The following is a 22,589-nucleotide window of genomic DNA, read 5'->3' as shown; positions in this document are numbered from 1 at the left end:
AAACCATTATAACATAGTAGATTTTTTTTCTGCAACCTCAAAAGAGCACATTTTAAGTGCCCCCTAGTTATCAATGCTTTCAAAAAGCCTGTTTTGTTCTTTAAAATATGTCCCTAAACTCCCCTTGCTTATAGCTGCTTTTCCATTGGTGGTATTCATTATTTCTTTTATTGCCTTCTCCCCTTCTTCAAGTTCAAGTATAAGCGTAATTTTTACATTATCCGTGTAATCTGTATTTTCAATTACCCAATTATTTTCTCCACAAATATACTGAACCTTGCCAAGCAAATCATAATTAATATTTATTTCAATAGGCGTTCCCTTAACTTTCTCAACAATTCCCCCAGCTTTAATAGCAATTGATGCACCCTTTGTATATGCCCTAGTTAGTCCACCTGCTCCAAGTAAAACTCCTCCAAAATACCTAGTAACAACAATAGCACAATCAGTTAATCCTGTTTTCTTAATTACTTCTAAAATTGGTATGCCTGCAGTTCCTTGAGGTTCCCCATCGTCAGAATAACGCTGAATTCCTAGGTTCTCGCCTATAACATATGCCCAGCAATTATGTGTAGCCATTTTATGCATATTCTTAATTTCTTGAACGAATTCTTTTGCCTCATCCTCTGATTCTACTCTTTTAATATACCCTATAAACTGTGATTTTTTTTCATCAAACTCATCATTAGCCTGCTTTTTTATCGTTAAATAAGACATTAAGATTCTCCTCCTTATAAGCTAAGCTCTTTTAAGATTATATTTAACCCCTCTTCTATTTTCTCATGATTTGTTTGGGAAAAACCTATTCTAAAATACTTATCTCCCTCTTGCTCTTTTCTAAAAAACAAAGCACCTGGAGAAATCAATACTCCTTTATCTCTTAGTATAAAGAATAACTTTCTTGAATTAAATTTCTCTGGTTCAGAAAACTTGAGCAAAAAACTAAGTCCACCATTAGGTTCTTTAAACTCAAGTATGCCTTTAAAATCTCTTTCTAATATTTGTTTGATAAATGTATACCTTGATCTATATTCTTCATTTAGATACTCTATATGTTTCCTCCAGTAGCCTTTAACTATATACCTTTCTAATGCTCTCTGCATTAAAGAAGATGTTGAAATATCTGTATTAATCTTTGAAAGATACATGCTCTCCTTAAATACTTCCGGAATAATTACATATCCTATTCTGATTCCTGGCATGAATATTTTAGAAAAACTTTTTATGTATATAACCCTATCATAAATATCATAACTTTTTAACGGATTATATACAAGGTTGCTATCATAAATAAGCTCTGATAAGTAATCATCTTCCAAAATATAAAAATCGTATTTTTCAGCTAATTCTATAAGATTCTTTTTCTTTTCTTCAGAATAACTAATACCAGTTGGATTTTGAAAATAGCTCATTATATACATAAACTTAATCTTATGTTTTTTTAATATTTTCTCTAGAATCCCAATATCAATCCCATCATCTTCAATTGGTACTTCAATTATATCTGCCCTCTTCCATCTAAAAACTGAAATAGCGCCTCCGTAAGTTGGTCTTTCTACTATTACCTTATCATTCACATTTAATATGGCTTTAGCTGCAATATCTATTCCTTGCTGAGCTCCAGAAACTATTAAAATATCATCTACACTATATTTACTTTTCCAAAACCTTTTACTAATTTCTTCTCTTAATTTTTCATATCCTAAAACATCTTGATATAAAAGTGCCTCTGCCCCATCTCTATCAAATACTTCATTAATAACCTTTTGAAGATCTTTAACTGGGAAGAAAGAGGATGATGTAGTTTCTCCTGTAAAATCAATATACTCTCTAAGGCCTCCAGAACTTAATAATTTAAAGGTTTTATTATATTCCTTATTAAAGCTTCTTATAACTTCCTTCCTTCTTGCATAAGTTCCGCTTCCCATCTTCATATTTGCATATCCATCTGCCTGAAGCTTTTTATACGCATTTACAATGGTTACATTATTTACTTTAAGCATCTCAGATAAAGCTCTTATTGTTGGTAGTTTTTCTCTGTCTTTTATCTCCCCAATATCTATTTTATGCTTTATATAATCTGATAATTGTATATACTTTGGTATTTCCTCATGAAAAATTAAGCTAAATTCCTTCATTTCTCCTCCATTTTTTCAAAAATATATACTTTTATAAATATACTAAATAGTAAAAATACCCATTATAGGGTATCGTAAAAATAAACATTTTCCTTATATCTGAAGCCATTTAAGCTCTGCATTAGAACTTTACTCTTAAGCAGCTTATTTTTATATAGTTCTTTTAATATATCTTCCATATTAATTGATAAATCTCTAAAAAGCTCGTCCTCTTTTAGTAATTGAGAAGTTACCCAATTATTCTTATTCTTTATATGTTCAATTAAAAAACTACAACAATTCTTTATATTACTTCTAATATATTTATCTATATATTTTATTAGACTATTTATGGACTTTGCTTTATCCTCGTTTGAAAAAAACACATTTTCAACTATAACTTTGAAATCATCATTTAAGTTAATTGCCATAGTAATGGCATCCTTACTTACTAAATAGTCGCTATTGTTTATATATAGCTTAGAAAAAGAGTCAATACATTTTACTGCTATTTCGTAACTAGTTATATCTCTATGATTATACATGTATTTTTTTAAAACACTCAGTACCTTCAGCGTTTCTCCAAGATATACCAAATTCATTCTTTGTCTTTCATTATCTGGAAAATATCTCAATTCTCTATGAATTTTTGTTATATCATCATCCTTTGAGAAAATAAGTTTTGAAGATATAAGTATTTTATCTATATTCATCTTGTTTATTTTCTTATTTTTCTTGTCTGTAATGACACTCTTAGAAATCAGTTTATAATGTACTGGTATATTTTCTTCATAAATATATATATCTTTTATTCCATCTAATTCATTCTTTATAATTACTAATAAATCAATATCGGATTCTTCCCACAAATCTCCACTTACTAGAGAACCATAAGCTAAGAGGGCTAGTACATCCTTATTTTCTTGAAACTCCGATGTAATTTTCGAAATTACTTTCTGAAATTCAGCTATTTTTAAATTCACAATATCCCTCCTGAAGATTTTTAAACTTATTATACTCTATAGTACATAAAAAATAAAGTTTATTAACTTTTTATACAAATAGAAAATAGAGCATAATTTTACTTTTTATGCTCTATTTTAAGGACTTTATTTTAATATATATTCATTATATTTATTATAAGCCTCATCATCCACCTCAGCTTTAATATAAGTTCCTTCATCTTTATAATCTTCTTCAATAATATTGGACTTATTATGAAGATACGAAACTATATTTCCCTCTGAATATGGAATTATAAATTCAACCATTTTTAACTTGTATGGTAATTTTTCCGATATCTTTTCTAATAGTAATTCGAGATTTATTCTTTCTTTTGCTGATATTTCTAAGATATCATAATTTTTAAATTCTTCCTTAATTTCATTTATTGCATCTTCTGAAGCTAAATCTATTTTATTAAGAACTAAAAATCCTTCCTTATCTCTAGCTCCTAACTCTCCAAGCACTTCTTCAACTGCTCTTATTTGATCTATTGCAGTTTCCGATGCAGCATCCACTACATGAACAAGTAAATCTGAATAAATTACTTCCTCAAGGGTTGACTTAAATGCTTGAACCAACTCATGTGGTAATTTTCTAACAAAACCTACTGTATCAGTTAAAGTTATTAATCTATTGTCTAGAAGATTAATTGCTCTAGTAGTAGTATCTAATGTAGCAAATAACATATTAGCTTCAAATACTTTTTCTTTTTTTACTGCATCTTTAGTCGCTACCATATCACATAAAGTATTTCTTAATGTAGATTTACCAGCATTAGTATATCCAACTAAAGAAACTTGAGGAATGCTCTGCTTTCCTCTTCTCTCTCTTTGAACTTCTCTATTTTTCTTTATTTTCTTAAGTTCATCATTTAGATCATATATTCTTTCCTTTATATGTCTTCTATCTGTTTCAAGTTTTTTCTCTCCTGGTCCTCTGGTTCCAACTCCTCCACCTGTTCTAGATAAAACAGTTCCTAGTCCTGATAATCTTGAAGCTCTGTATTTTAATTGAGCTAATTCTACTTGTATTCTAGCTTCTCTAGTTTTTGCTCTTCTTGCAAAGATTTCTAGTATTAATGTTGTTCTATCTATAACCTTTGCTCCTATATATTCTTCTAAGTTTCTAACTTGTGAGCCTGAAAGTTCGTCATCAAATATAATTAAGTTTGCTCTAAGCGCCTGCCTTAAGCTTGCAATTTCTGCTACTTTTCCACTCCCTATAAACAAAGCTGCATCTATTTTATTTCTGCTTTGAAATACCTTATACATAACTGGAATATCACAAGCTTTTGCTAATTCCTCAAGTTCATCTAAGCTTTCTTCTGTATCAGTTCCAACTATTATAGCTTTTTCTGAATCGTCATCCTCAATTTCACTTTCCTTTAAAACCTTATCAATTTCTAGTATCTTATCAATTACATTAAATCTATAGGCCTCATCAAAAGAGAGTCTCTCTATAGTTTCTTCAACCAAAACATTATTTTCTATTGAACAAAATCCAAGAGATATATCTGTTATTGCACCTTCAATTACACCTACAGCAACAAGAGAATCTAGCTTTAATTTTAATAGTGCTGTAACATCTAATGCTGAAAGTTGTGAATAACCATTTGGATGTGTGTGAATAACTCTTATTCCAGACAACTTTTTTTCCTTTATATCTATTATTGGAAGTTCTACTGATGTTGAATCACCTATAGCTACTGAAACAACATTTCCTCTTCTATCTATTGCAACTGATATTTCTCTTTCAATTAAAGAGGTCAATCTTGAAATACTCTCTACTATTTCTGTCGCACAAAATTCATATCTTTGAGTCTTTATACTATATATATCATCTAACTCTTTTAAAAAGGAATTCTTAATTCCTTCTACATTACCATGAATCATACTCTCACCTCATTTTCTTCATCTAATTTTAAACTATAACATAAAAGATGTAAATATAGTGTTTTAAGTTCAACTAATAACTTATACATGCCTGAAAATGTCCAGAAGACGACATTTTCAAACAAGTATAAGTTAAGTCTCCTATCAAAACCCTATAGTACACACTATTTATAATTTCCTAATGGAATAAAAAAATAAGTAGCTAAAATATAAATTTAAGCTACTTACTATTATTAATTTTCAAGTATTGGTTGAACTTTTGGCTCATAAACTTCTGGCACTGCCTTAAATATAAATATTAATGTTATAACCGAATTTAAAATAGTAACAATCATAAATATATTATAATAGTGAAATCTATCTAATAATATTCCATACATAATAGAACCAAGTGGAACTGCTCCTTGAGCAATCATTCCTATTAAAGAGAAAAATCTTGCTCTCATTTCGTTAGGAACCATTTTCTGAAGATTTGTACTTATTGGAGTATTAACTCCTGCGTTAAACCCTCCAATAGTAACACATATCAATGCAATTACCATAAATAGTATCCAAGAATGACCACCTAATAGTGAAACTTGTTTTGGGAAGATTACTATTGAGAACCCAAATAACATTACACTTTGCATTATAAAAGATAAATTCATTATATTCTTTGTTTTTGCCTTTTTAGCCCCTAATCCTAAAACTACATTTCCCACTAAAACACCTAATGTAAAAATAGACATTAGATATCCGAATTGCTCAGAACTAAATCCTATTCCCTTTTTCATTATATAGGGTAGAACAATATCAAAAGAAGGAGTTAAAAGAAGATTTGTCATCATTGCATATCCAAATAACTGCATTATACCTTTATTATCTTTTATAAAGGTTAATGTTTCTAAGTTTTCACTTAAAAATGATTTTAATGTTATCTTACCCTTATTATAAATTTTATTTTCATAGATAATGAAAGCTGATAATACTCCAGAGATTATAAAAGAAACTGCATTTATATAAAAAACTGCTTTAATTCCCATGAGTCCATAAATTATACCTCCAAGAGCAGGTCCAACTATCATCGATGCTGCATCAAGTCCTCCTCTGGTTGAAGTAGCTTTCATTAAACTTTCTTCTGATACCAATTCAGGAAGTAAAGCAGTAGATGATCCTCCAAAAATACTATCCATAATGGAAATAAATATTTGAGCTGAGAATAAAATGTAAATATTAATATTTCCTGTTAAAGCTAAGGTGCCAAGTAAACAAACAATGATACCTCTTCCCAAATCTGTTGCAACCATGATATTTCTTCTATTTTTCCTATCACCTAATATGCCTGCAAAAGGTAAAGTTATTAGATTAGGTACTAAATTTAATATTGAAAATAACCCCATCATTATTCCTGAGTGGGTGATATCAAGTATATATAAAGGAAGTGCAATTTGTTGTATCCCAGTTCCTATATAGGATATAAATCTTCCTATTATATATAACAGAAAATTTCTTTTACTACTCATAAATATCTCCTAAATAAAATTATTACTTTATATTGTAATTTTCACAATAGTTCCATCCTTTGCCTTAACATCTACTAAGGTTAATCCTTTGTATTCTTTTAAAATATATAAGCAGTTTGAAAGCTCTTTAAAATCTATCATCTCTACATATTTTCTTTCTTCTTCTGGTATATTCTTCATTATAAAAGGAGTTTTAACAAGTGACATTCCCCATTTTGCAAATACTAATGGACAAGGAATAAAGAAGCTTCTTCCTTCTGCCTTAACATAAATTCTCATGAAATTCACTCTCCTACTCTATTACAACTTCCACAACATCTCCGTTAGCACTATTTACATCAACTATTTTTCCGCAAAGACCATTATCAATTGCTTCAGATATAAGATTTAGATCTAAATTTTCAAGGCCTTTTACATTACTCTCAATTGGAAGCTTTCCTACTGTTTTTAATAAAGTTTTTATAAGCTTTATTGGAAGTTTCACATTTACTACATCACCTTCATGTGAATTTACTTTAATCTTAAGCATCATATTCATAATGTCGTTATCTTGTACAGTTTGAATTTCTGTTTTTTTCTCATTAAGAGCCTCTATTAATTCTTGAGCCTTATCTGCTGTAATTTTACCTTCTTCAACCATTTTTAATATTCTTGAAATTTCTTCATTCATTGATAATTCCTCCTTAATTCTATTCATTTAACATCTTAATTGCTTGGTCTGGAGTTATTTCTCCTTTATCTAACATATCTATAACTTTCTTCTTATCTACAACTGGAGCTGGATTTACATTGTAGCCCAATGATGAAATAACCTCATCAAGCTTTGCTCTAACTGTTGGATATGAAATACCTAATTCTTTCTCAACATCTTTGATATTCCCTCTATTTTTTAAGAAAACTTCAATAAACTTAAGTTGCTCTAGCGATAAATATTCAAACTTTGACATCTCAAAATCATTTTCTATTACTGTACTGCACTTTGAACATTTAAGCTTAGTAACTACAAGCCTAGAACTACATACAGGACATTTGTTTATAACTTTATACACTAATTGTCACATCCTTCCTATAATCATACTATACTACTTTATATTTATGATTTCAATATTATTTTTTAAATTATTTAATATTTTTCTTAATATAATTAATATTATTAATTTACAAATTAACTTTATTAACACAAGTATTAATTTTATTATATTTACTACTTACAGTATTATTGTAATAGTTGAAAAATGTCAAAAAAATTGTTAATATGGTTAATATGAATAAAGAGTTTAGCTAAAAAAACTTAACTTATACTGATTGAAGCTATTAATTTCTAATGTATAAATTAAATACAAACTTTAAACTCTATAGTAGATTATATATAAATTTTATTTTGGAGGATTAACATGGAAGATAAGAAAAGGAATATACTTATTACTGAAGAACAAATTGCTACTAGAATCAAGGAACTTGGTCAAGAACTTACTAAGGAATATTCAGATAAAAACTTATATGTTTTATCTCTTTTAAGAGGAAGTTTTATTTATGCTGCAGATTTAGTTAGATCTATCGATGCAAATGCTAAAATTGGTTTCATGACTACTTCAAGTTATGGACATTCAGAAGAATCTACTGGTAAAGTTAAAGTTGTAAATGATATTCCTGATAATATAGAAGGTTATGATGTTTTAATTGTTGATGATATTGTAGATACAGGTTATACTATGGAATTTGTAGTTAATCATGTTAAATCTCTTGGTGCTAAATCTGTAAAGACTTGTGTTCTTTTAGATAAGCCTTCAAGAAGAAAAGTGGATCTTAACCCAGATTATTGTTGCTTTGAAATAGAAGATGTTTTTGTAGTTGGATATGGATTAAACTACGGAGACTATTATAGAAATGTTCCTTATGTTTTTAACTGGGAATAAAATTCAAACTACATAACTTCAGATTAAAAAAGAAGAGTTTTAAACTCTTCTTTTTTTAGTCTAAAGAACTATTTATTTTATAAACTTATTTTCCAAAATCTAAATTAGTTTGAGGGGTTTTACCTACAATAATTGTTTCTGCAACAGGTATTGTTGATTTTACTTCCACCTCGTCATTTTTAGTTGGAACAATCACATTTATTTTCGCTTCAACTACTAGATAAATCTTATGTCTTGTCTGATTTATCCCTGCTGATTCAAACTCTGAATAATAGTTTGTTTTAACAGTTCCTATAGGTTCCATTCTAACTGTTATCTTTGGTCCCCATGAGGATACTATATTATTTCTTGTAATATAACCAATAGGGAATTTTATTCCTAATGAACCTATCCTATTTATATCCTGCTGCACCTCTAATGAAACTTTAGTTGAAAGAGCGTTTAATTTTATGGTATCTGCCCTAAGCATTGTTATATTTCCATCTTTGTCTTTTTCTATCTTAATCACATCATCATATTGAAATTCCTTTGAATAAAGTGTTAGTACATTTTCATCAATAGATTCTATAGTTTTCGCTCTCATCTCTGTATCTGAAACCACCATTAATGTCCCTAAAATTATTTTATTAAAAATGTATATAAAAAATGTTAACAAGATAATAATTATAATAATTAATATTATAATACGTTTATTCCATTTATTTTTTTTAGTATAATATTTCATATCAACCACTCCATTTATTATTATATTTTTTTATGCTATAATATGGACTAATGATGATTAATTCATTTTAAATATTTAGGAGGAAATAATGAATAAAGCTAGCTCAACTAATAAAAGCGATCCTAAAACTAAAAATAAAAGTAAAAGTAAAAAACGTAAGAAAGGTCGTATATTTAGGAATATTTTACTTTCCTTATTTTTTATAGCACTAACTTTACTTGTAGTTGCAGGGGGGTATGCTTATGCCATAATAAAGAATGCACCTGATTTAGATGTTAATTCAGTTCTAAATTTGAGCCAACCCTCAACCCTCTATGATAACGATGGTAATGTTATAGATACGGTTCATTCAGATGAGGAACGTCGTATTATCCCATTTAAAGATATGCCTGATAATCTAAAAAATGCCTATGTTTCAATAGAAGATGAAAGATTTTATGAACATAGTGGTGTAGATGTTAAGAGAATTCTTGGCTCTGTACTTATTGATGTTAAAAACAAAGTTTCTGGTAAATCAGGTCTTCATGGAGGATCTACTCTTACCCAACAATTATTAAAAAACACCATTCTAACAAATGAGGTTTCACTAAATAGAAAAATAAAAGAAGCTTACTTAGCTACTAGATTAGAAAAATTACTTTCAAAAGATCAAATTTTAGAAGCTTACTTAAACACAATTCCACTTGGGGGTAAAATCTATGGTGTTGAAGCTGCTTCAATGTATTTCTTTGGTAAACCAGCTAAAGAATTAAACTTAATTCAATGCGCATATATTGCTGGGCTTACTCAAGCACCATCTTACTACAGTGCTTATAATCCAACAATGCAAAAGGATCCTACTCCATACTTAAATAGAACAAAAACAGTAGTTACTAAAATGAAAGATTTAGGTAAAATTTCTCAAGCTGATTATGATCAAGCAATAAAAGATATTGATGGGAAAAAATTTGAATTTAAAACTCAGACTATATCTTATAAATTAAATTATGAGTGGTTCTCAAACCCTGTTATTTCACAAGTTAAAAAGGATTTAAAGGAACAACTTAAATTAAGTGATGATGAAGTTAGCAAATTAATTGCTAATGGTGGATTAAAAATATATACTACCATGGATAAAGAACTTCAAGATTATACTCAAAGTGTATTAGATGATAGAAATAATTTTAATGTTGGTAATCCAGAAGTACTTGATGAAAATGGAATCCCAAAACTTCAAGCTGCTGCTGTAATTATGGATTATCATACTGGAGAAGTTAAGGCAATGGTTGGTGGTAGAAAAGAACCTAAAGCTGCTAATTCTTTAAACAGAGCTTATAATGTTTTAAAACCTATCGGTTCTTCTACTAAGCCACTAACTGTATATGGTCCTGGAATAGACATGAAACTAATAAACCCAGCAACTGGTATTAATGATGCTCCTATTCCTAAAGAAATAGGTATGAAATATTCTACAGATGGCAAAGCATATGACCCACGTAACCAATCACGAAATGATTTTTCTGGTCTTATATCAATTCGTGAAGGTTTAAGATATTCAAAGAACATCGTTGCTGTATTAACTGAAGATAAAGTTGGAATAAAAAATGGTGTAGCGTATGGTGAAAAGTTTGGATTAAAATATAACAATCAATCTAGAACTTCTATAGCTTCCGTTGCCTTAGGTCAGTTTAATAATGATCCAAGCGACCCAGATGGAGGTAATCCATATAAGATGGCTGCAGCCTATGGTACATTTGGAAACAATGGTACTTATACTGAAGGTATTCTATATACAAAGGTTCAAGATGCAACTGGAAAGGTACTTTTAGAAAAGAAACCTGAAACAAGAAGCGTATTATCACCTCAAGCATCATATATAACTTATGATTTGCTTAAAGAACCAGTTGAACATTACACTGCTTCACATGCAAAATGGGGTTCAATGCCTGTTGCTGGTAAAACAGGTACTACTACTGAAAATAAGGATTTATGGTTTGCTGGGTTAACACCATATCTTTCAGCAGCTATATGGGTTGGATATGATGTTCCTACTGAAATAAAAGGTGAAAGTGGTGCTGTTGTAACTCCTATTTGGGGAAAAATCATGGAAAAAGCCCATGAAGGTTTAGCAGATAAAGAAATCCCTGTACCTTCTGGAATTAAGAAAATGGCCTTATGTAGCCTTTCAGGTAAAATTCCTACAGATTTATGTTCAAAGGATCCTAGAGGAAGTAAAGTTGTTGAAGATTGGGTTATAGATGGTGCAGAACCTACAGAAACCTGCGATGTCCATGTATCAGCTAAGGTTAACAAATTAAATAATAAATTAGCAACTGATAATACCCCTAAAGAGTTAGTTGAGGAAAGAGTTTTTATAAAGAAGCCATGGAACACGGATAATTCTTATGTAAAAGATGCCCAATACATTCTTCCTACTGAGCAAGATGATTATACCGTACAACCAACTAAGTCTCCTACTACTGGTGTCCCAGTTCAAGGAAATCAACCTGCTAATAACAATGATAGCAATGTTGACTTAGATGGTAATGAAACTAATAACACAGGAAAGCCTAAAAATAACTAAATAAGAAAGAGATGGAACTCAATCCATCTCTTTCTTGTTTTTTGTTGTCCATTATTGTACTAAGTAGTATAATAAACTTATCAAACTAATGGAGGTAAAGTACTATGGGTTTAAAAGGTTTAATTGAAGAAAAAAGAAAAGCACAAAAAAGAAAGAAAAAGATTGAAACAGCAAAAAAGGTTACTTTAGGTGCTGCTGCTGGTGTAACAGCTGGTGTTGTTGGTGGAATTCTGCTTGCACCTAAATCAGGAAAAGAAACAAGAAATGATATTATAGAAGGTTATTCAAAAGCAAATGAAAATATAAAACTAAAAGTTGAAGAAGCAAAAAATCTAGCTAAGGATAAAAAAGAAACTACAGTCTCCAATATAAAAGAAGCTAAAAGTAAAATTTCTTCATATTTAGAGGAAAAGAAAAACAAAGCTAACGTTAGCTCTGCTCAAGATGATATCAAGGAAGATGAATCAGACACTGAAACATTCACCGAATAAATGGAGGATTTAATATGTTAATTGATATAAGATATCTATTTTGGGGAATAATTGCAATTGCATTTTTTGTTGCAATAATTTATTTAATATTTGTTTTGAGAAAATTAATTCAGGTATTAAGCAACGTTAACTCAATACTAGAATCTAATAAAGGCTCCCTAACAAACATAATTAAAAATATGGCAGATATAACTGATAACGTTAAGGATGTCAGTGAAGTTGTAACTGAGACTACTGCAGATGTAATAGTTGCAAAGGAAAATATTACTGAATACATAAGTATATTTAAAGATATTATATTCTTAATAAAAAACGTGTTTAAAAAATAAGATGGACAAGCGTCCATCTTATTTTTTATGTATACTTAAGTATTCTTTTAAATCTTTTGTCTTTTCATTTCCTAATATATTATCTATAATTTTTAAAGTTCCCTCAATAGAACTTTTTCCTCCAACAGTTGTAATAATTTTTCCTGTATCTACATAGCTCAATTCTGCTATCTTAGAACTTGGAGACATATTTAAAAGTTGTTGTCTATCTTCTTCTAATGCTGCAATGATATGATTTTTTAATATTCCACACTTTGCTATAGTCATTATTCCATGTCCTGTAGCTAAAATATAGTCACTATCCTTATAGAATTTATCTATGAAGCTTGAGATTTTATTATTTTCTAAACAAACACATCCACCCGGCATTATAATAATATTAGGACTTACTTCTGCTTCATAAGAATGGGATGGTATTATCTTCATTCCATTAGATAGATCCACTTCTTCATCACCAATAACATATAGCTTAAATACTTCTTCCCCATTAAATTTATTAATTAAATTAAATAGCTCGAAAGTAAATGAAACTTCTATCAAATCTACACCCGGATATAAAATGCAACATACATTTTTCTTTTCATTATTGGATAAAGCTTTAAATGTTTCCTTGGATATTTGATAGGTTATCTCACCCTTGTCCCTTCTTGTAACTTCAAAACCTAAGGAACTAATGAATTCATTTGAAAATTCCTGTTTAGCTTTTTCCATCATAATATTGCCACCAAATTCAAGGAAATAATATTCTAATAGCAATCTTATAGCTTCTCGGCCATATCCATTATTTCTATATTTTCCTTGGATTTTTATATTAAATCTTGCAATCTTTGCTGCTGAGTCATAACCATGAAAGCTTACTTCTCCAACTGGTACATCATCTAAATTATATACTAAACAATAGAAGTTCTTTCCATCAGAAGGCGCAACCATTTTATGATAAAAGACCTTCCATTTTTCCTCTGGAAAATGATATATTCCCCCAATACCGTCCATGGTTTCTCTGTCATTCCATAAGTTTTGAACAAATTTGAGTTCCGAAAACTCTGGTTGTTTTATATAAACTAATTTTCCATCTCTTCTATAAAAATTACTTTCCATAATATCACCTAATATTTTCTATATTATATTAATAATATCTCATATTTTCACCTTTTAATCAAATGAATTATCAGAAAACTTTTTAATTCTTGTTAAACAAATATTTTTCTCATATAATTTTCCAACTATTTATTGATTTTTAAAATTAAAATCTATATAATGTTGTTTAGTATTTTTAAACTTTATGTTTAGTAAATTATGCTTTTATGAAATTAACTCAACTATTTATTTATAAATTATACGGGAGGAAAATCAAATGCAAATAGGTGAAAAAATCCGCAGATTAAGAATAGAAAAACAACTTACACAAGAAGAATTAGCAAATAGATGTGAGCTTTCAAAAGGTTTTATTTCTCAGTTAGAAAATGATTTAACTTCTCCTTCAATTGCAACCTTAATGGATATTCTTGAAATCCTAGGTACAAACTTAACTGAATTCTTTAGTGAAGATAACCAGGAAAGAATCGCTTTTACAAAGGATGATATGTTTGAAACAGAAAATAATGAACTTAAATACTCTTTAATGTGGCTAGTACCTAATGCACAAAAAAATGAAATGGAACCAATAATGATAAATTTAGAACCTGATGGCAGGTATACAGAAGAAGAGCCTCATGAAGGTGAAGAATTTGGATATGTACTATCTGGGGTTATTTTTCTTCATATCGGTGAAAAGAAATATAAGGTTAGAAAAGGCGAGAGCTTCTATTTTAAACCACGAGAAAATCATTATATTTCAAATGCAGGAAAAACTCCTGCGAAAGTAATTTGGATTAGTACTCCACCATCATTTTAGTAATCAGAAAGAGGTGCTTTATTTTGGGAGAAAATATTATAGAAATAAAAACTTTAACTAAATCTTATGAAGACAATGTTGTACTAAACAACATTAGTATGAATATTAAAAGAAATGAATTTATAACACTTTTAGGTCCAAGTGGTTGTGGAAAAACTACAACATTAAAGATTTTAGGTGGTTTTGAAAATCCCGATTCAGGTGAAGTTATTTTTGAGGGAAGCAATATTAATGATATACCTCCATATAAAAGACCCCTTAATACCGTTTTTCAAAAGTACGCTCTATTCCCTCATATGAACGTATATGAGAATATAGCTTTTGGATTAAAAATTAAAAAGTTACCTAAAGATGAAATTGATTCGAAGATTAAAGAAATACTTAAATTAGTTTCTTTGGAAAACTTTGAAGAACGTAGCATTGAATCTCTCTCAGGAGGCCAACAACAAAGAATAGCAATTGCACGTGCATTAGTTAATGAGCCTAAGGTTCTTCTTTTGGACGAGCCTCTTGGTGCCTTAGACTTAAAGTTAAGAAAAGAAATGCAATTAGAATTAAAAAAGATACAAAAAAAATTAGGTATAACCTTTGTTTTTGTAACTCATGATCAAGAAGAAGCCCTAACTATGTCTGATAAAATTATTGTTATGAATAAAGGGATAATTCAACAGATGGGAACTCCAGAAGATATTTATAATGAGCCTTCAAATGCTTTTGTTGCTAAATTTATTGGTGAGAGTAACATAATAAATGGTATCATGCTTGAAGATTATAAAGTGAATTTCTGCAGTAAAGATTTTGACTGCGTTGATAAAGGTTTCGAAATAAATGAAGAAATTCAAGTTGTTATTAGACCTGAAGATATTAAGATAACTGATAGTGAAAAGGGTATGCTTAAAGGCAAGGTTAATTCTGTAATATTTAAAGGTGTTCACTATGAAATCGAAGTTATAGAAAACGATAGAAGCTGGATTATTCACAACACTAAAAATGCAAAACCTGGAGATATCATTGGGATGGATATATATCCTGAAGATATACACATTATGAGAAAGGTTTCAGAAAATGAATAAGAAAAGGGGCCTTGCTGCCTATCCTTATTTATTATGGAGTTTACTTTTCATAGTAGTTCCTCTAATTATTGTATTATTTTTCAGCTTCACTAAAAAAATTGATTCTCAATATGTATTTAGCTTAGAAAACTACCAAAAACTTATATCACCACAATATCTTAAAGTTTTCGGAAGAAGTTTATTGCTTGCTATTATTTCTACAGTAGCATGTCTAGTTATGGGATACCCTATTGCGTACATGATTTCAAAGATGAATGTAGGTAAAAGAAATGTTTTAATTATGTTATTCATATTGCCAATGTGGATGAACTTTTTACTTAGAACTTATTCATGGCTTGCTATACTAGGCAAAAATGGAATTATAAATACACTTCTTGGTTATATAGGTATAGGACCACTAAATTTACTTTATAATGATGGGACAGTTATATTAGGAATGATTTATAACTTTCTTCCCTTTATGGTTATACCAATTTATACAGTATTAATTAAAATAGATAGTGATTTAATAAGTGCAGCGCAAGACCTAGGTGCTGATAGACGTATACTATTTAAAAGAGTAATTTTCCCACTATCAATACCTGGAGTTATGTCAGGGATTACTATGGTATTTATGCCTGCAGTATCTACTTTTATAATTTCCAGCCTATTAGGCGGTGGACAATATATGCTTGTTGGTAACTTAATCGAACAACAATTTACTAATATAGGTGACTGGAATTTCGGATCAGCAATTTCAATATTTATGATGATAATAATTTTAATTTCAATGGCATTATTATCTAGATATGAAGGTGAATCTGATAAGGAAGGTGGTGCACTATTATGATGAAGACCTTAGAAAAGATTAGCTCTAAGGTGTATATGTTCTTAATATATTTATTTTTATATGCACCAATACTTGCATTAATAGTTTTTTCCTTTAATAGCTCAAAATCGATGGCTTCTTGGGAAGGCTTTACATTAAAGTGGTATCAAGCGTTACTTGATAACGATAAAATACTTAAAGCTCTTTATAACACTTTATTAGTAGCTTTATCATCCTCAGTTATTTCTACTATAGTTGGAACTATAGCTGCCATTGGTATTTATAACATGAGAGGTAAAACAAAAAAATTAATTCTTAATATTAACTATTTACCTGTTTTAAACCCAGACATTGTTACAGGAATAGCTCTAATGAGTTTATTTGTTTTTATGCATTTAACCTTTGGCTTTAAAACACTTATGTTAGCTCATATAACATTTAATATTCCATATGTTATCTTATCTGTTTTACCAAAGCTAAAACAGATGCCAAGCAATATAACAGAAGCTGCATTAGATTTAGGGGCAACACCAAGCTATGCAATGAGAAAAATAATAATTCCTCAAATTACCCCTGGAATTGTTTCTGGCTTCATTATGGCCTTTACTATGTCTATTGATGATTTTGTAATTTCATTCTTTACTACAGGTTCAGGAGTCTCTAACCTATCAATAGAAATATTCTCAATGGCTAGACGTGGTATAAAGCCTGAGATTAATGCCCTCTCAACTTTAATGTTTATTACAGTACTAACACTATTAATCTTGGTAAACAAAAAAGATTTATCAAAGGAACCAGTTAAGAAAAATAAGCCAAGCAGTAACAAGAATGGAAATAGAGCTATGGCGTTTGCATTGGTTATAATACTTTTAGTTACTTCATTTGCTATATATGGCAAGAAGAAATCTGATAGAAAAGTTTTAAATGTATTTAATGTTGGTGACTATATTGATAAAGAGCTTATAACAAAATTCCAAGATGAAACTGGAATTAAGGTTAATTATGAAGAATATGATACAAATGAAATTATGTATCAAAAATTAAAAGGTGGAAATTCCAGCTATGATATTGTAGTGCCTTCAGACTATATGCTTCAAAAGATGATAAAAGAAGATATGGTTGAAAAATTAGATTTTAATAATATTCCAAACTATAAATACATTGATGATAAGTTCAAGAACTTATCATATGATCCTAAAAATGAATACTCTGTTCCTTATATGTGGGGAACTGTTGGTATTATTTATAATAAGACCATGGTTACTGATCCAGTTGATTCATGGAATATACTTTGGGATTCTAAATATTCAAAACAAATAATGATGTTTGATTCCATAAGAGATACTATGGCTATTTCATTAAAAAGACTTGGATACTCAATAAATACAACAGATCCAAAAGAAATAAATGAAGCAAAAGAAGAATTAATAAAACAAAAACCTCTTGTTAAAGCCTATGTAGTAGATGAAGTTAAAGATAGAATGATAGGCGGAGAAGCTGCCCTTGCTACAGTATGGTCAGGAGATGCTGTATACATGATGGAGCAAAACCCTGACTTAGAATATGTAGTTCCTAAGGAAGGTAGTAATAAATGGTTTGATACCTTAGTAGTTCCTAAGGATTCGCCTCATACAGAAGAAGCAGAAGCATTTATTAACTTCTTATGTGATCCTGAAAATGCAAAACAAAATGTAGAATACATTGGTTACTCTACTCCAAATAAGGAAGCATATAAGCTTCTAGATGAAGATACTCAAAATAATCCTGCATCATATCCTTCAGATGAATTATTAGATAAATGTGAAGTATTTGTAGACTTAGGAGACAGCTTAAAACTCTATGATGATGCATGGCTAGAAATAAAGAGTAACTAATTAATAGCCCCAGAATAAATACTGTATTCTGGGGCTATTTTTATAACTTTTAAGATATATGTTCTTTTTCTAATTCTAATTTATTAATTACTTCTGGAAACCATAAACTAATCTCTCTTAAAGCACTTTCTTTTGAATCAGATGCATGAACTGAATTCTCTGTTTTATCAATTGCATATAAGCTTCTAATTGTATTTGCTTCAGCTGCTTTAGGGTCTGTCGCACCATTTATTCTTCTTATCTCACTTATGGCATTTTCCCCTTCTAAAACTAATGCACATAATGGGCTTCTTGTAATATACCCAATTAAACTCTTATAAAAAGCTTTTCCTTCATGTTCTTTGTAATGTATTTCTGCTAACCCTTCAGAAACCTTTAACAATCTCATTGCTATTACTTTTAGACCATTTGACTCATATGCATCAACTATTTTTCCTATTAAATTTCTTTCTACAGCATCTGGTTTAATTAGTACTAAACTCTTTTCCACCATAGTTATAAACCCTCCTTAACTTAATAATCATAATTATAACAAATTTTCAGTATATTTCAAATATTTAAACAATTTTTATTTTGTTCCAAACTTTTTTCTTTGTTATAATATAAAAAGAATTATTAAATACCAAATTATACAGGAGGGTCCTATGAAAAGATATTTAATGATTGCCTCTGGAAGAGTTCAGGGGGTAGGTTTTAGATATTTTGTTTTACTTATTGCAAAAAAAACTCAAGTAACTGGAACTGTTCGAAATCAATCTAATGGTATGGTTGAAATCATGGTTCAAGGAGATGAAAATCAAATAGAAACTTTTAAAGCACAGCTTATGAAGGGTAATGGTTTTTCAAGAATAGATGATTTATCTACTAAGGAAGTTCCTCTAATTGAAAAAGAAAAAGCTTTCAGAATATCTTATTAAAAAAGGTTAGAGGCTTGTACATATGTACTCCTCTAACCTACTATTTTACTTAATTATTTTTAATTGCTTAACTCTTTAAACTTTTTATTTTCAGCATTGTTATCCAATATCATAAGATTATTTGCTTTAATTATAGATATTAGATTATCTGCATAAATCTTTTCCCCACTTGAGTTTTCATGGGTAGAATAGCCGCCCTTTTCTATTGCTTTGGCCATATCTTTATAGTTTTTAGCCTCAAATACACCTGCTTGCTTATATCTAACGTTATTACTTAAAAATTTTCCGTAATCCTCAAAAGATGCTTCAATGCTATCGTATACTCTAAATTTAGCCTTAATAGTTTCACCGTTATACTCAGTGGTTGTTATCAACTTGCTTGGACCTTTCCAACTCGTATCTGCCTTAATCCCGAAGTAATTATTAATTTCAGCGTAATTTCCCCAACCTGATTCTGCTATAGATTGAGCAACTACTACAGAAGGCAATATTCCGTATTTCTCATATATTTTATAGGCATATGGTTCTACTGTTTTTATAAATTGAAGATTTTTATCTGTATAGTTTTCTGGATATAACCCCATCTTTTGAAGCTGGTCATAGTAATTATGTACTCTTGTTTTTTCCTTATCTGTATATTGCAATTCATCAATTATTTCATCTATACCTTTAGAACCATAATATGTTTTTCCTGAAACTTTCTTTTCTACTACAAACTTTTCAGCTAATGCTTTAACCTTACTCTCATCCATTTTAGTGAAATAGTTATTTTCTTCAATTGCACTTACTGCTGCAATCTCTTTCCAATTAAGTTGTATTTTATTCTCTCCAACTGAATCTGCTTCATTCATGTATAACTTCATTGCATCCTTAGTAATTGCGATATTTTTTAATCTATTTTCTTCAAGTTTATATCTATTATATTTTTTTACTCCCACAATAGAAACTATAGTTATCACAACTAAAAGAGCAACAAAAACTATATATTTCATTCTTTTCTTTCCCATTTTAACACCTCACCTTTACATAATATCATAAAAAGTCGTATTTTGAATATAAAAAAAATCGTCTAGACGATTTTTTTCTCGCATCTGCCTTTCCAAACGCATGTGAGGAAAAATTGGCAGGCGACTAATTCTATTTTTTTATTCTTTAGGGGAGTCTAGTTAATCCTTAGATTATAATTCAAACTTATGATGATATACGAACCCTTATAATATTATAAATTCCTAAAGAGTAAAAAACACCAGAAAATTTCTGGCGTTTTTATTAATTATTTCTTAATTAACTTTTTTGCTATACTATTGATTTATTTACTGCACTTATTACAGCCTTAATTGAAGCTAAGATAATATTATTATCTGTTCCTACTCCATAATGTTTTCTACCATCTTTATCTATTATTTGAATATATGCTACAGATTCTGCATTTGAATCATCACCTAAAGAATGTTGATTATATGAGCTTACCTTGAAACCATCTATAATATTATTCAATCCTTTAACAAATGCATCTATAGGGCCATTACCTACCCCTGCAATGTTCATTAGCTTAGCTTTATAATTTATAGATGCTAGTATTTCAATATCTTTTTTACTTACTTCTTTACTATTTATTTCAATACTTTCAAGAGATATTGGTGAGTCAATATTTAGATATGATTTCTTAAACGCATCATATATAACTTCAGAATTAACTTCTTTTACACTCTCGTCTGCAATACTTTGAATCACTAGGCTAAAATCTTTCTGCATAAACTTTGGAATAGAAAATCCATAGTAATTTTGCATTATAAAGGCTATTCCACCTTTACCTGACTGTGCGTTAATTCTAATTATTGCTTCATAGTTTCTGCCAACATCCTTAGGATCTATAGGTAAATATGGTACTTCCCAATAATCTTCTTCACTATAAACACCTAAGCCCTTCTTTATGGCATCTTGATGTGAACCTGAATATGCAGTATACACAAGAGAACCAGCATAAGGTTGTCTATCTGGAACTGGCATTTCGGTACACTCTTCATATACCCCAATAACTTCATCTATACAACTAAAATCTATTTCTGGATCTATACCTTGGGTATATAAATTTAATCCTAATGTGACTAAATCAACATTTCCCGTTCTTTCTCCATTTCCGAATATAGTTCCTTCAATACGATCTATACCAGCGAGCATTGCAAGTTCTGCTGTTGCTACAGCTGTTCCCCTATCATTATGTGGATGTGCACTTAAAATAATCTTATCTCTATCTTTTATATTATCTGAAAACCATTCTATTTGATCTGCATATACATTGGGTGTATACATCTCAACTGTTGTTGGTAGATTTAATATGATTTTATTTTCTGTAGTTGGTTTCCATTCATCAACTACAGCTTCGCATATATCTAGTGCATAGTCTAGTTCTGTTCCACTAAAACTTTCTGGTGAGTACTCCAAAATAAACTCTGTTTCAGGATATTCTCTAACTAATTCCTTTATTATTCTTGTACCCTCAACTGCTAAATCAATAATTTCTTTCTTACCTTTATTAAATACTACTTTTCTTTGAACTACTGATGTGGAATTATATAAATGAACTACTGCCTTTTTTATACCTTTAAGTGCTTCAAAAGACTTTTCTATAAGTTCTCTTCTTGCTTGTGTTAATATTTGAATAGTTACATCATCTGGAATAAGATTGTTTTCTATTAAATATCTGGTAAAATCATATTCAATTTGTGATGCTGCTGGAAATCCAACTTCAATTTCCTTGTACCCCATTTTTACAAGTAAATTGAAAAATTCTATCTTTTTTTCTAAACTCATAGGATTTCTTAATGCTTGATTTCCATCTCTCAAATCCACACTACACCAAATAGGTGCCTTGTCAATAAGTTTGCTTGGCCACTTTCTCTCTTTTAGTTCTACATTTTTGTACTGTTTGTACTTTTTAAATCCTTCTTTTTTCATAATTATAGCCCCCTTAATTTATTCTTATATTAGAAAAAGCGTAGAAATTGCATTTAAAATTTCGTAGCCTTAAATACACGTTTTATTATTTTTAGATAACAAAAAAGCGCCCTTACACTCCATTGGAGCGCAAAGGCGCGGTACCATCCAAACTTATAACTTAATTATAATAACGGTTATTAACCGGTTGAATCTACTTAATTTCAATCCACAGCTCATTGAGCGAGTTCAGAAATGTTATCTATAGTCTCACACCACCCGACTACTCTCTTAAAAATTAAATCTCCTACTACTCTCAGTCATCGCTTTTTCAAGGGTTTTATTATAGAGAAACTTTAATTTTACTTGTTAGAAGATTGTGGTTTCTGACAATTTTCTGGCATGTAAAATTATTAGTTGAACAGAAACTTTTAAAAGTTTCATTTTTTAAGTTGTAATTATTTAAAATTAACCCCAATTTATAATTTCAAATAATATATCATTTACTAATTTAGTAAAATATTATACTAATTCAAACTAAAAGTCA

Annotated in this window: 22 protein-coding genes and 1 other annotated feature; of the genes, 9 read left to right on the top strand and 13 right to left on the bottom strand. The window is 29.5% G+C overall.

Annotated features, from left to right (window positions below):
• Positions 1-63: 63 nt before the first annotated feature.
• From PTZ02_RS02605 to PTZ02_RS02570, 8 genes are all read right to left on the bottom strand, one after another.
• A complete protein-coding gene (locus PTZ02_RS02605) occupies positions 64-717 on the bottom strand; it encodes a YigZ family protein (RefSeq protein WP_274226262.1) in 654 nt (217 codons plus the stop codon).
• 14 nt (positions 718-731) lie between these two features.
• The gene (gene pdxR, locus PTZ02_RS02600) at positions 732-2,138 is read right to left on the bottom strand and encodes a MocR-like pyridoxine biosynthesis transcription factor PdxR (RefSeq protein ID WP_274226261.1); all 1,407 of its coding nucleotides are present in this window, start codon (positions 2,136-2,138) and stop codon (positions 732-734) included.
• Positions 2,139-2,200: 62 nt separating this feature from the next.
• Entirely contained in the window at positions 2,201-3,100 is a 900-nt protein-coding gene (locus PTZ02_RS02595) for a nucleotidyltransferase domain-containing protein (RefSeq protein ID WP_274226260.1), read from the bottom strand.
• Between the two features lie 126 nt (positions 3,101-3,226).
• Positions 3,227-5,014, bottom strand: a complete 1,788-nt coding sequence (hflX, locus tag PTZ02_RS02590) for a GTPase HflX (RefSeq protein ID WP_274226259.1) — start codon at positions 5,012-5,014, stop codon at positions 3,227-3,229.
• Between the two features lie 233 nt (positions 5,015-5,247).
• Complete coding sequence (locus tag PTZ02_RS02585; protein ID WP_274226258.1) at positions 5,248-6,516, bottom strand: MFS transporter; 1,269 nt, start codon at positions 6,514-6,516, stop codon at positions 5,248-5,250.
• A 27-nt stretch (positions 6,517-6,543) separates the two neighbouring features.
• Positions 6,544-6,795 (bottom strand): hypothetical protein, encoded by a 252-nt coding sequence (locus PTZ02_RS02580; protein WP_274226257.1) that lies wholly within the window; start codon positions 6,793-6,795, stop codon positions 6,544-6,546.
• A gap of 13 nt (positions 6,796-6,808) precedes the next feature.
• On the bottom strand, positions 6,809-7,186 hold the full coding sequence (locus PTZ02_RS02575) for an SHOCT-like domain-containing protein (RefSeq protein ID WP_274226256.1): 378 nt from the start codon (positions 7,184-7,186) through the stop codon (positions 6,809-6,811).
• A gap of 19 nt (positions 7,187-7,205) precedes the next feature.
• Positions 7,206-7,565: a DUF2089 domain-containing protein gene (locus tag PTZ02_RS02570; RefSeq protein ID WP_274226255.1), complete on the bottom strand. Its 360-nt coding sequence runs from the start codon at positions 7,563-7,565 to the stop codon at positions 7,206-7,208.
• Positions 7,566-7,910: 345 nt separating this feature from the next.
• On the opposite strand from PTZ02_RS02570, the gene hpt reads away from it, so the two are divergent.
• A complete protein-coding gene (gene hpt, locus PTZ02_RS02565; RefSeq protein WP_202767563.1) occupies positions 7,911-8,432 on the top strand; it encodes a hypoxanthine phosphoribosyltransferase in 522 nt (173 codons plus the stop codon).
• Positions 8,433-8,517: 85 nt separating this feature from the next.
• Here hpt and yunB read toward each other — a convergent pair whose 3' ends face one another.
• Complete coding sequence (gene yunB / locus PTZ02_RS02560; RefSeq protein WP_274226254.1) at positions 8,518-9,156, bottom strand: sporulation protein YunB; 639 nt, start codon at positions 9,154-9,156, stop codon at positions 8,518-8,520.
• 88 nt (positions 9,157-9,244) lie between these two features.
• Here yunB and PTZ02_RS02555 point away from each other — a divergent pair, with 88 nt between their 5' ends.
• From PTZ02_RS02555 to PTZ02_RS02545, 3 genes are all read left to right on the top strand, one after another.
• Positions 9,245-11,719, top strand: coding sequence for a transglycosylase domain-containing protein (locus PTZ02_RS02555; protein ID WP_274226253.1), 2,475 nt, complete (start codon positions 9,245-9,247; stop codon positions 11,717-11,719).
• Between the two features lie 104 nt (positions 11,720-11,823).
• A complete protein-coding gene (locus PTZ02_RS02550; RefSeq protein ID WP_274226252.1) occupies positions 11,824-12,210 on the top strand; it encodes a YtxH domain-containing protein in 387 nt (128 codons plus the stop codon).
• A gap of 14 nt (positions 12,211-12,224) precedes the next feature.
• Positions 12,225-12,539, top strand: a complete 315-nt coding sequence (locus PTZ02_RS02545; protein WP_274226251.1) for a DUF948 domain-containing protein — start codon at positions 12,225-12,227, stop codon at positions 12,537-12,539.
• 18 nt (positions 12,540-12,557) lie between these two features.
• Here the strand turns inward: PTZ02_RS02545 and PTZ02_RS02540 are convergent, their stop codons facing one another.
• A complete protein-coding gene (locus PTZ02_RS02540; RefSeq protein WP_274226250.1) occupies positions 12,558-13,637 on the bottom strand; it encodes a GNAT family N-acetyltransferase in 1,080 nt (359 codons plus the stop codon).
• 256 nt (positions 13,638-13,893) lie between these two features.
• Here PTZ02_RS02540 and PTZ02_RS02535 point away from each other — a divergent pair, with 256 nt between their 5' ends.
• From PTZ02_RS02535 to PTZ02_RS02520, 4 genes are read left to right on the top strand one after another with little or no spacing between them, the layout of a single operon-like run.
• Positions 13,894-14,433: a helix-turn-helix domain-containing protein gene (locus PTZ02_RS02535; RefSeq protein ID WP_202767569.1), complete on the top strand. Its 540-nt coding sequence runs from the start codon at positions 13,894-13,896 to the stop codon at positions 14,431-14,433.
• A gap of 23 nt (positions 14,434-14,456) precedes the next feature.
• The gene (gene potA, locus PTZ02_RS02530) at positions 14,457-15,506 is read left to right on the top strand and encodes a spermidine/putrescine ABC transporter ATP-binding protein (RefSeq protein WP_274226249.1); all 1,050 of its coding nucleotides are present in this window, start codon (positions 14,457-14,459) and stop codon (positions 15,504-15,506) included.
• Positions 15,499-16,335 (top strand): ABC transporter permease, encoded by an 837-nt coding sequence (locus PTZ02_RS02525; RefSeq protein WP_274226248.1) that lies wholly within the window; start codon positions 15,499-15,501, stop codon positions 16,333-16,335. The genes potA and PTZ02_RS02525 overlap by 8 nt, the downstream gene beginning before the upstream one ends.
• A complete protein-coding gene (locus PTZ02_RS02520) occupies positions 16,332-18,188 on the top strand; it encodes an extracellular solute-binding protein (RefSeq protein ID WP_274226247.1) in 1,857 nt (618 codons plus the stop codon). Before PTZ02_RS02525 ends, PTZ02_RS02520 begins: the two co-directional genes overlap by 4 nt.
• Before the next feature lie 49 nt (positions 18,189-18,237).
• Here the strand turns inward: PTZ02_RS02520 and ndk are convergent, their stop codons facing one another.
• The gene (ndk, locus tag PTZ02_RS02515) at positions 18,238-18,681 is read right to left on the bottom strand and encodes a nucleoside-diphosphate kinase (protein ID WP_274226246.1); all 444 of its coding nucleotides are present in this window, start codon (positions 18,679-18,681) and stop codon (positions 18,238-18,240) included.
• 151 nt (positions 18,682-18,832) lie between these two features.
• Here ndk and PTZ02_RS02510 point away from each other — a divergent pair, with 151 nt between their 5' ends.
• On the top strand, positions 18,833-19,105 hold the full coding sequence (locus tag PTZ02_RS02510; RefSeq protein ID WP_274226245.1) for an acylphosphatase: 273 nt from the start codon (positions 18,833-18,835) through the stop codon (positions 19,103-19,105).
• A 59-nt stretch (positions 19,106-19,164) separates the two neighbouring features.
• On the opposite strand, the gene PTZ02_RS02505 is transcribed toward PTZ02_RS02510, so the two are convergent.
• Together PTZ02_RS02505 and leuA are read right to left on the bottom strand one after the other, a co-directional pair.
• Complete coding sequence (locus PTZ02_RS02505) at positions 19,165-20,112, bottom strand: glycoside hydrolase family 73 protein (RefSeq protein ID WP_274226244.1); 948 nt, start codon at positions 20,110-20,112, stop codon at positions 19,165-19,167.
• Positions 20,113-20,401: 289 nt separating this feature from the next.
• The gene (leuA, locus tag PTZ02_RS02500) at positions 20,402-22,063 is read right to left on the bottom strand and encodes a 2-isopropylmalate synthase (protein WP_274226243.1); all 1,662 of its coding nucleotides are present in this window, start codon (positions 22,061-22,063) and stop codon (positions 20,402-20,404) included.
• A gap of 120 nt (positions 22,064-22,183) precedes the next feature.
• Positions 22,184-22,375: a binding site (T-box leader), on the bottom strand.
• Between the last annotated feature and the right edge of the window lie 214 nt (positions 22,376-22,589).

It is taken from the genome of Clostridium sp. 'White wine YQ' (assembly GCF_028728205.1).
In the GTDB taxonomy this organism is placed as follows: Bacteria; Bacillota; Clostridia; order Clostridiales; family Clostridiaceae; genus Clostridium_T.
The sequence above is the reverse complement of the archived record's forward strand: the minus strand, read 5'-3'. Positions and strand labels throughout refer to the sequence as shown.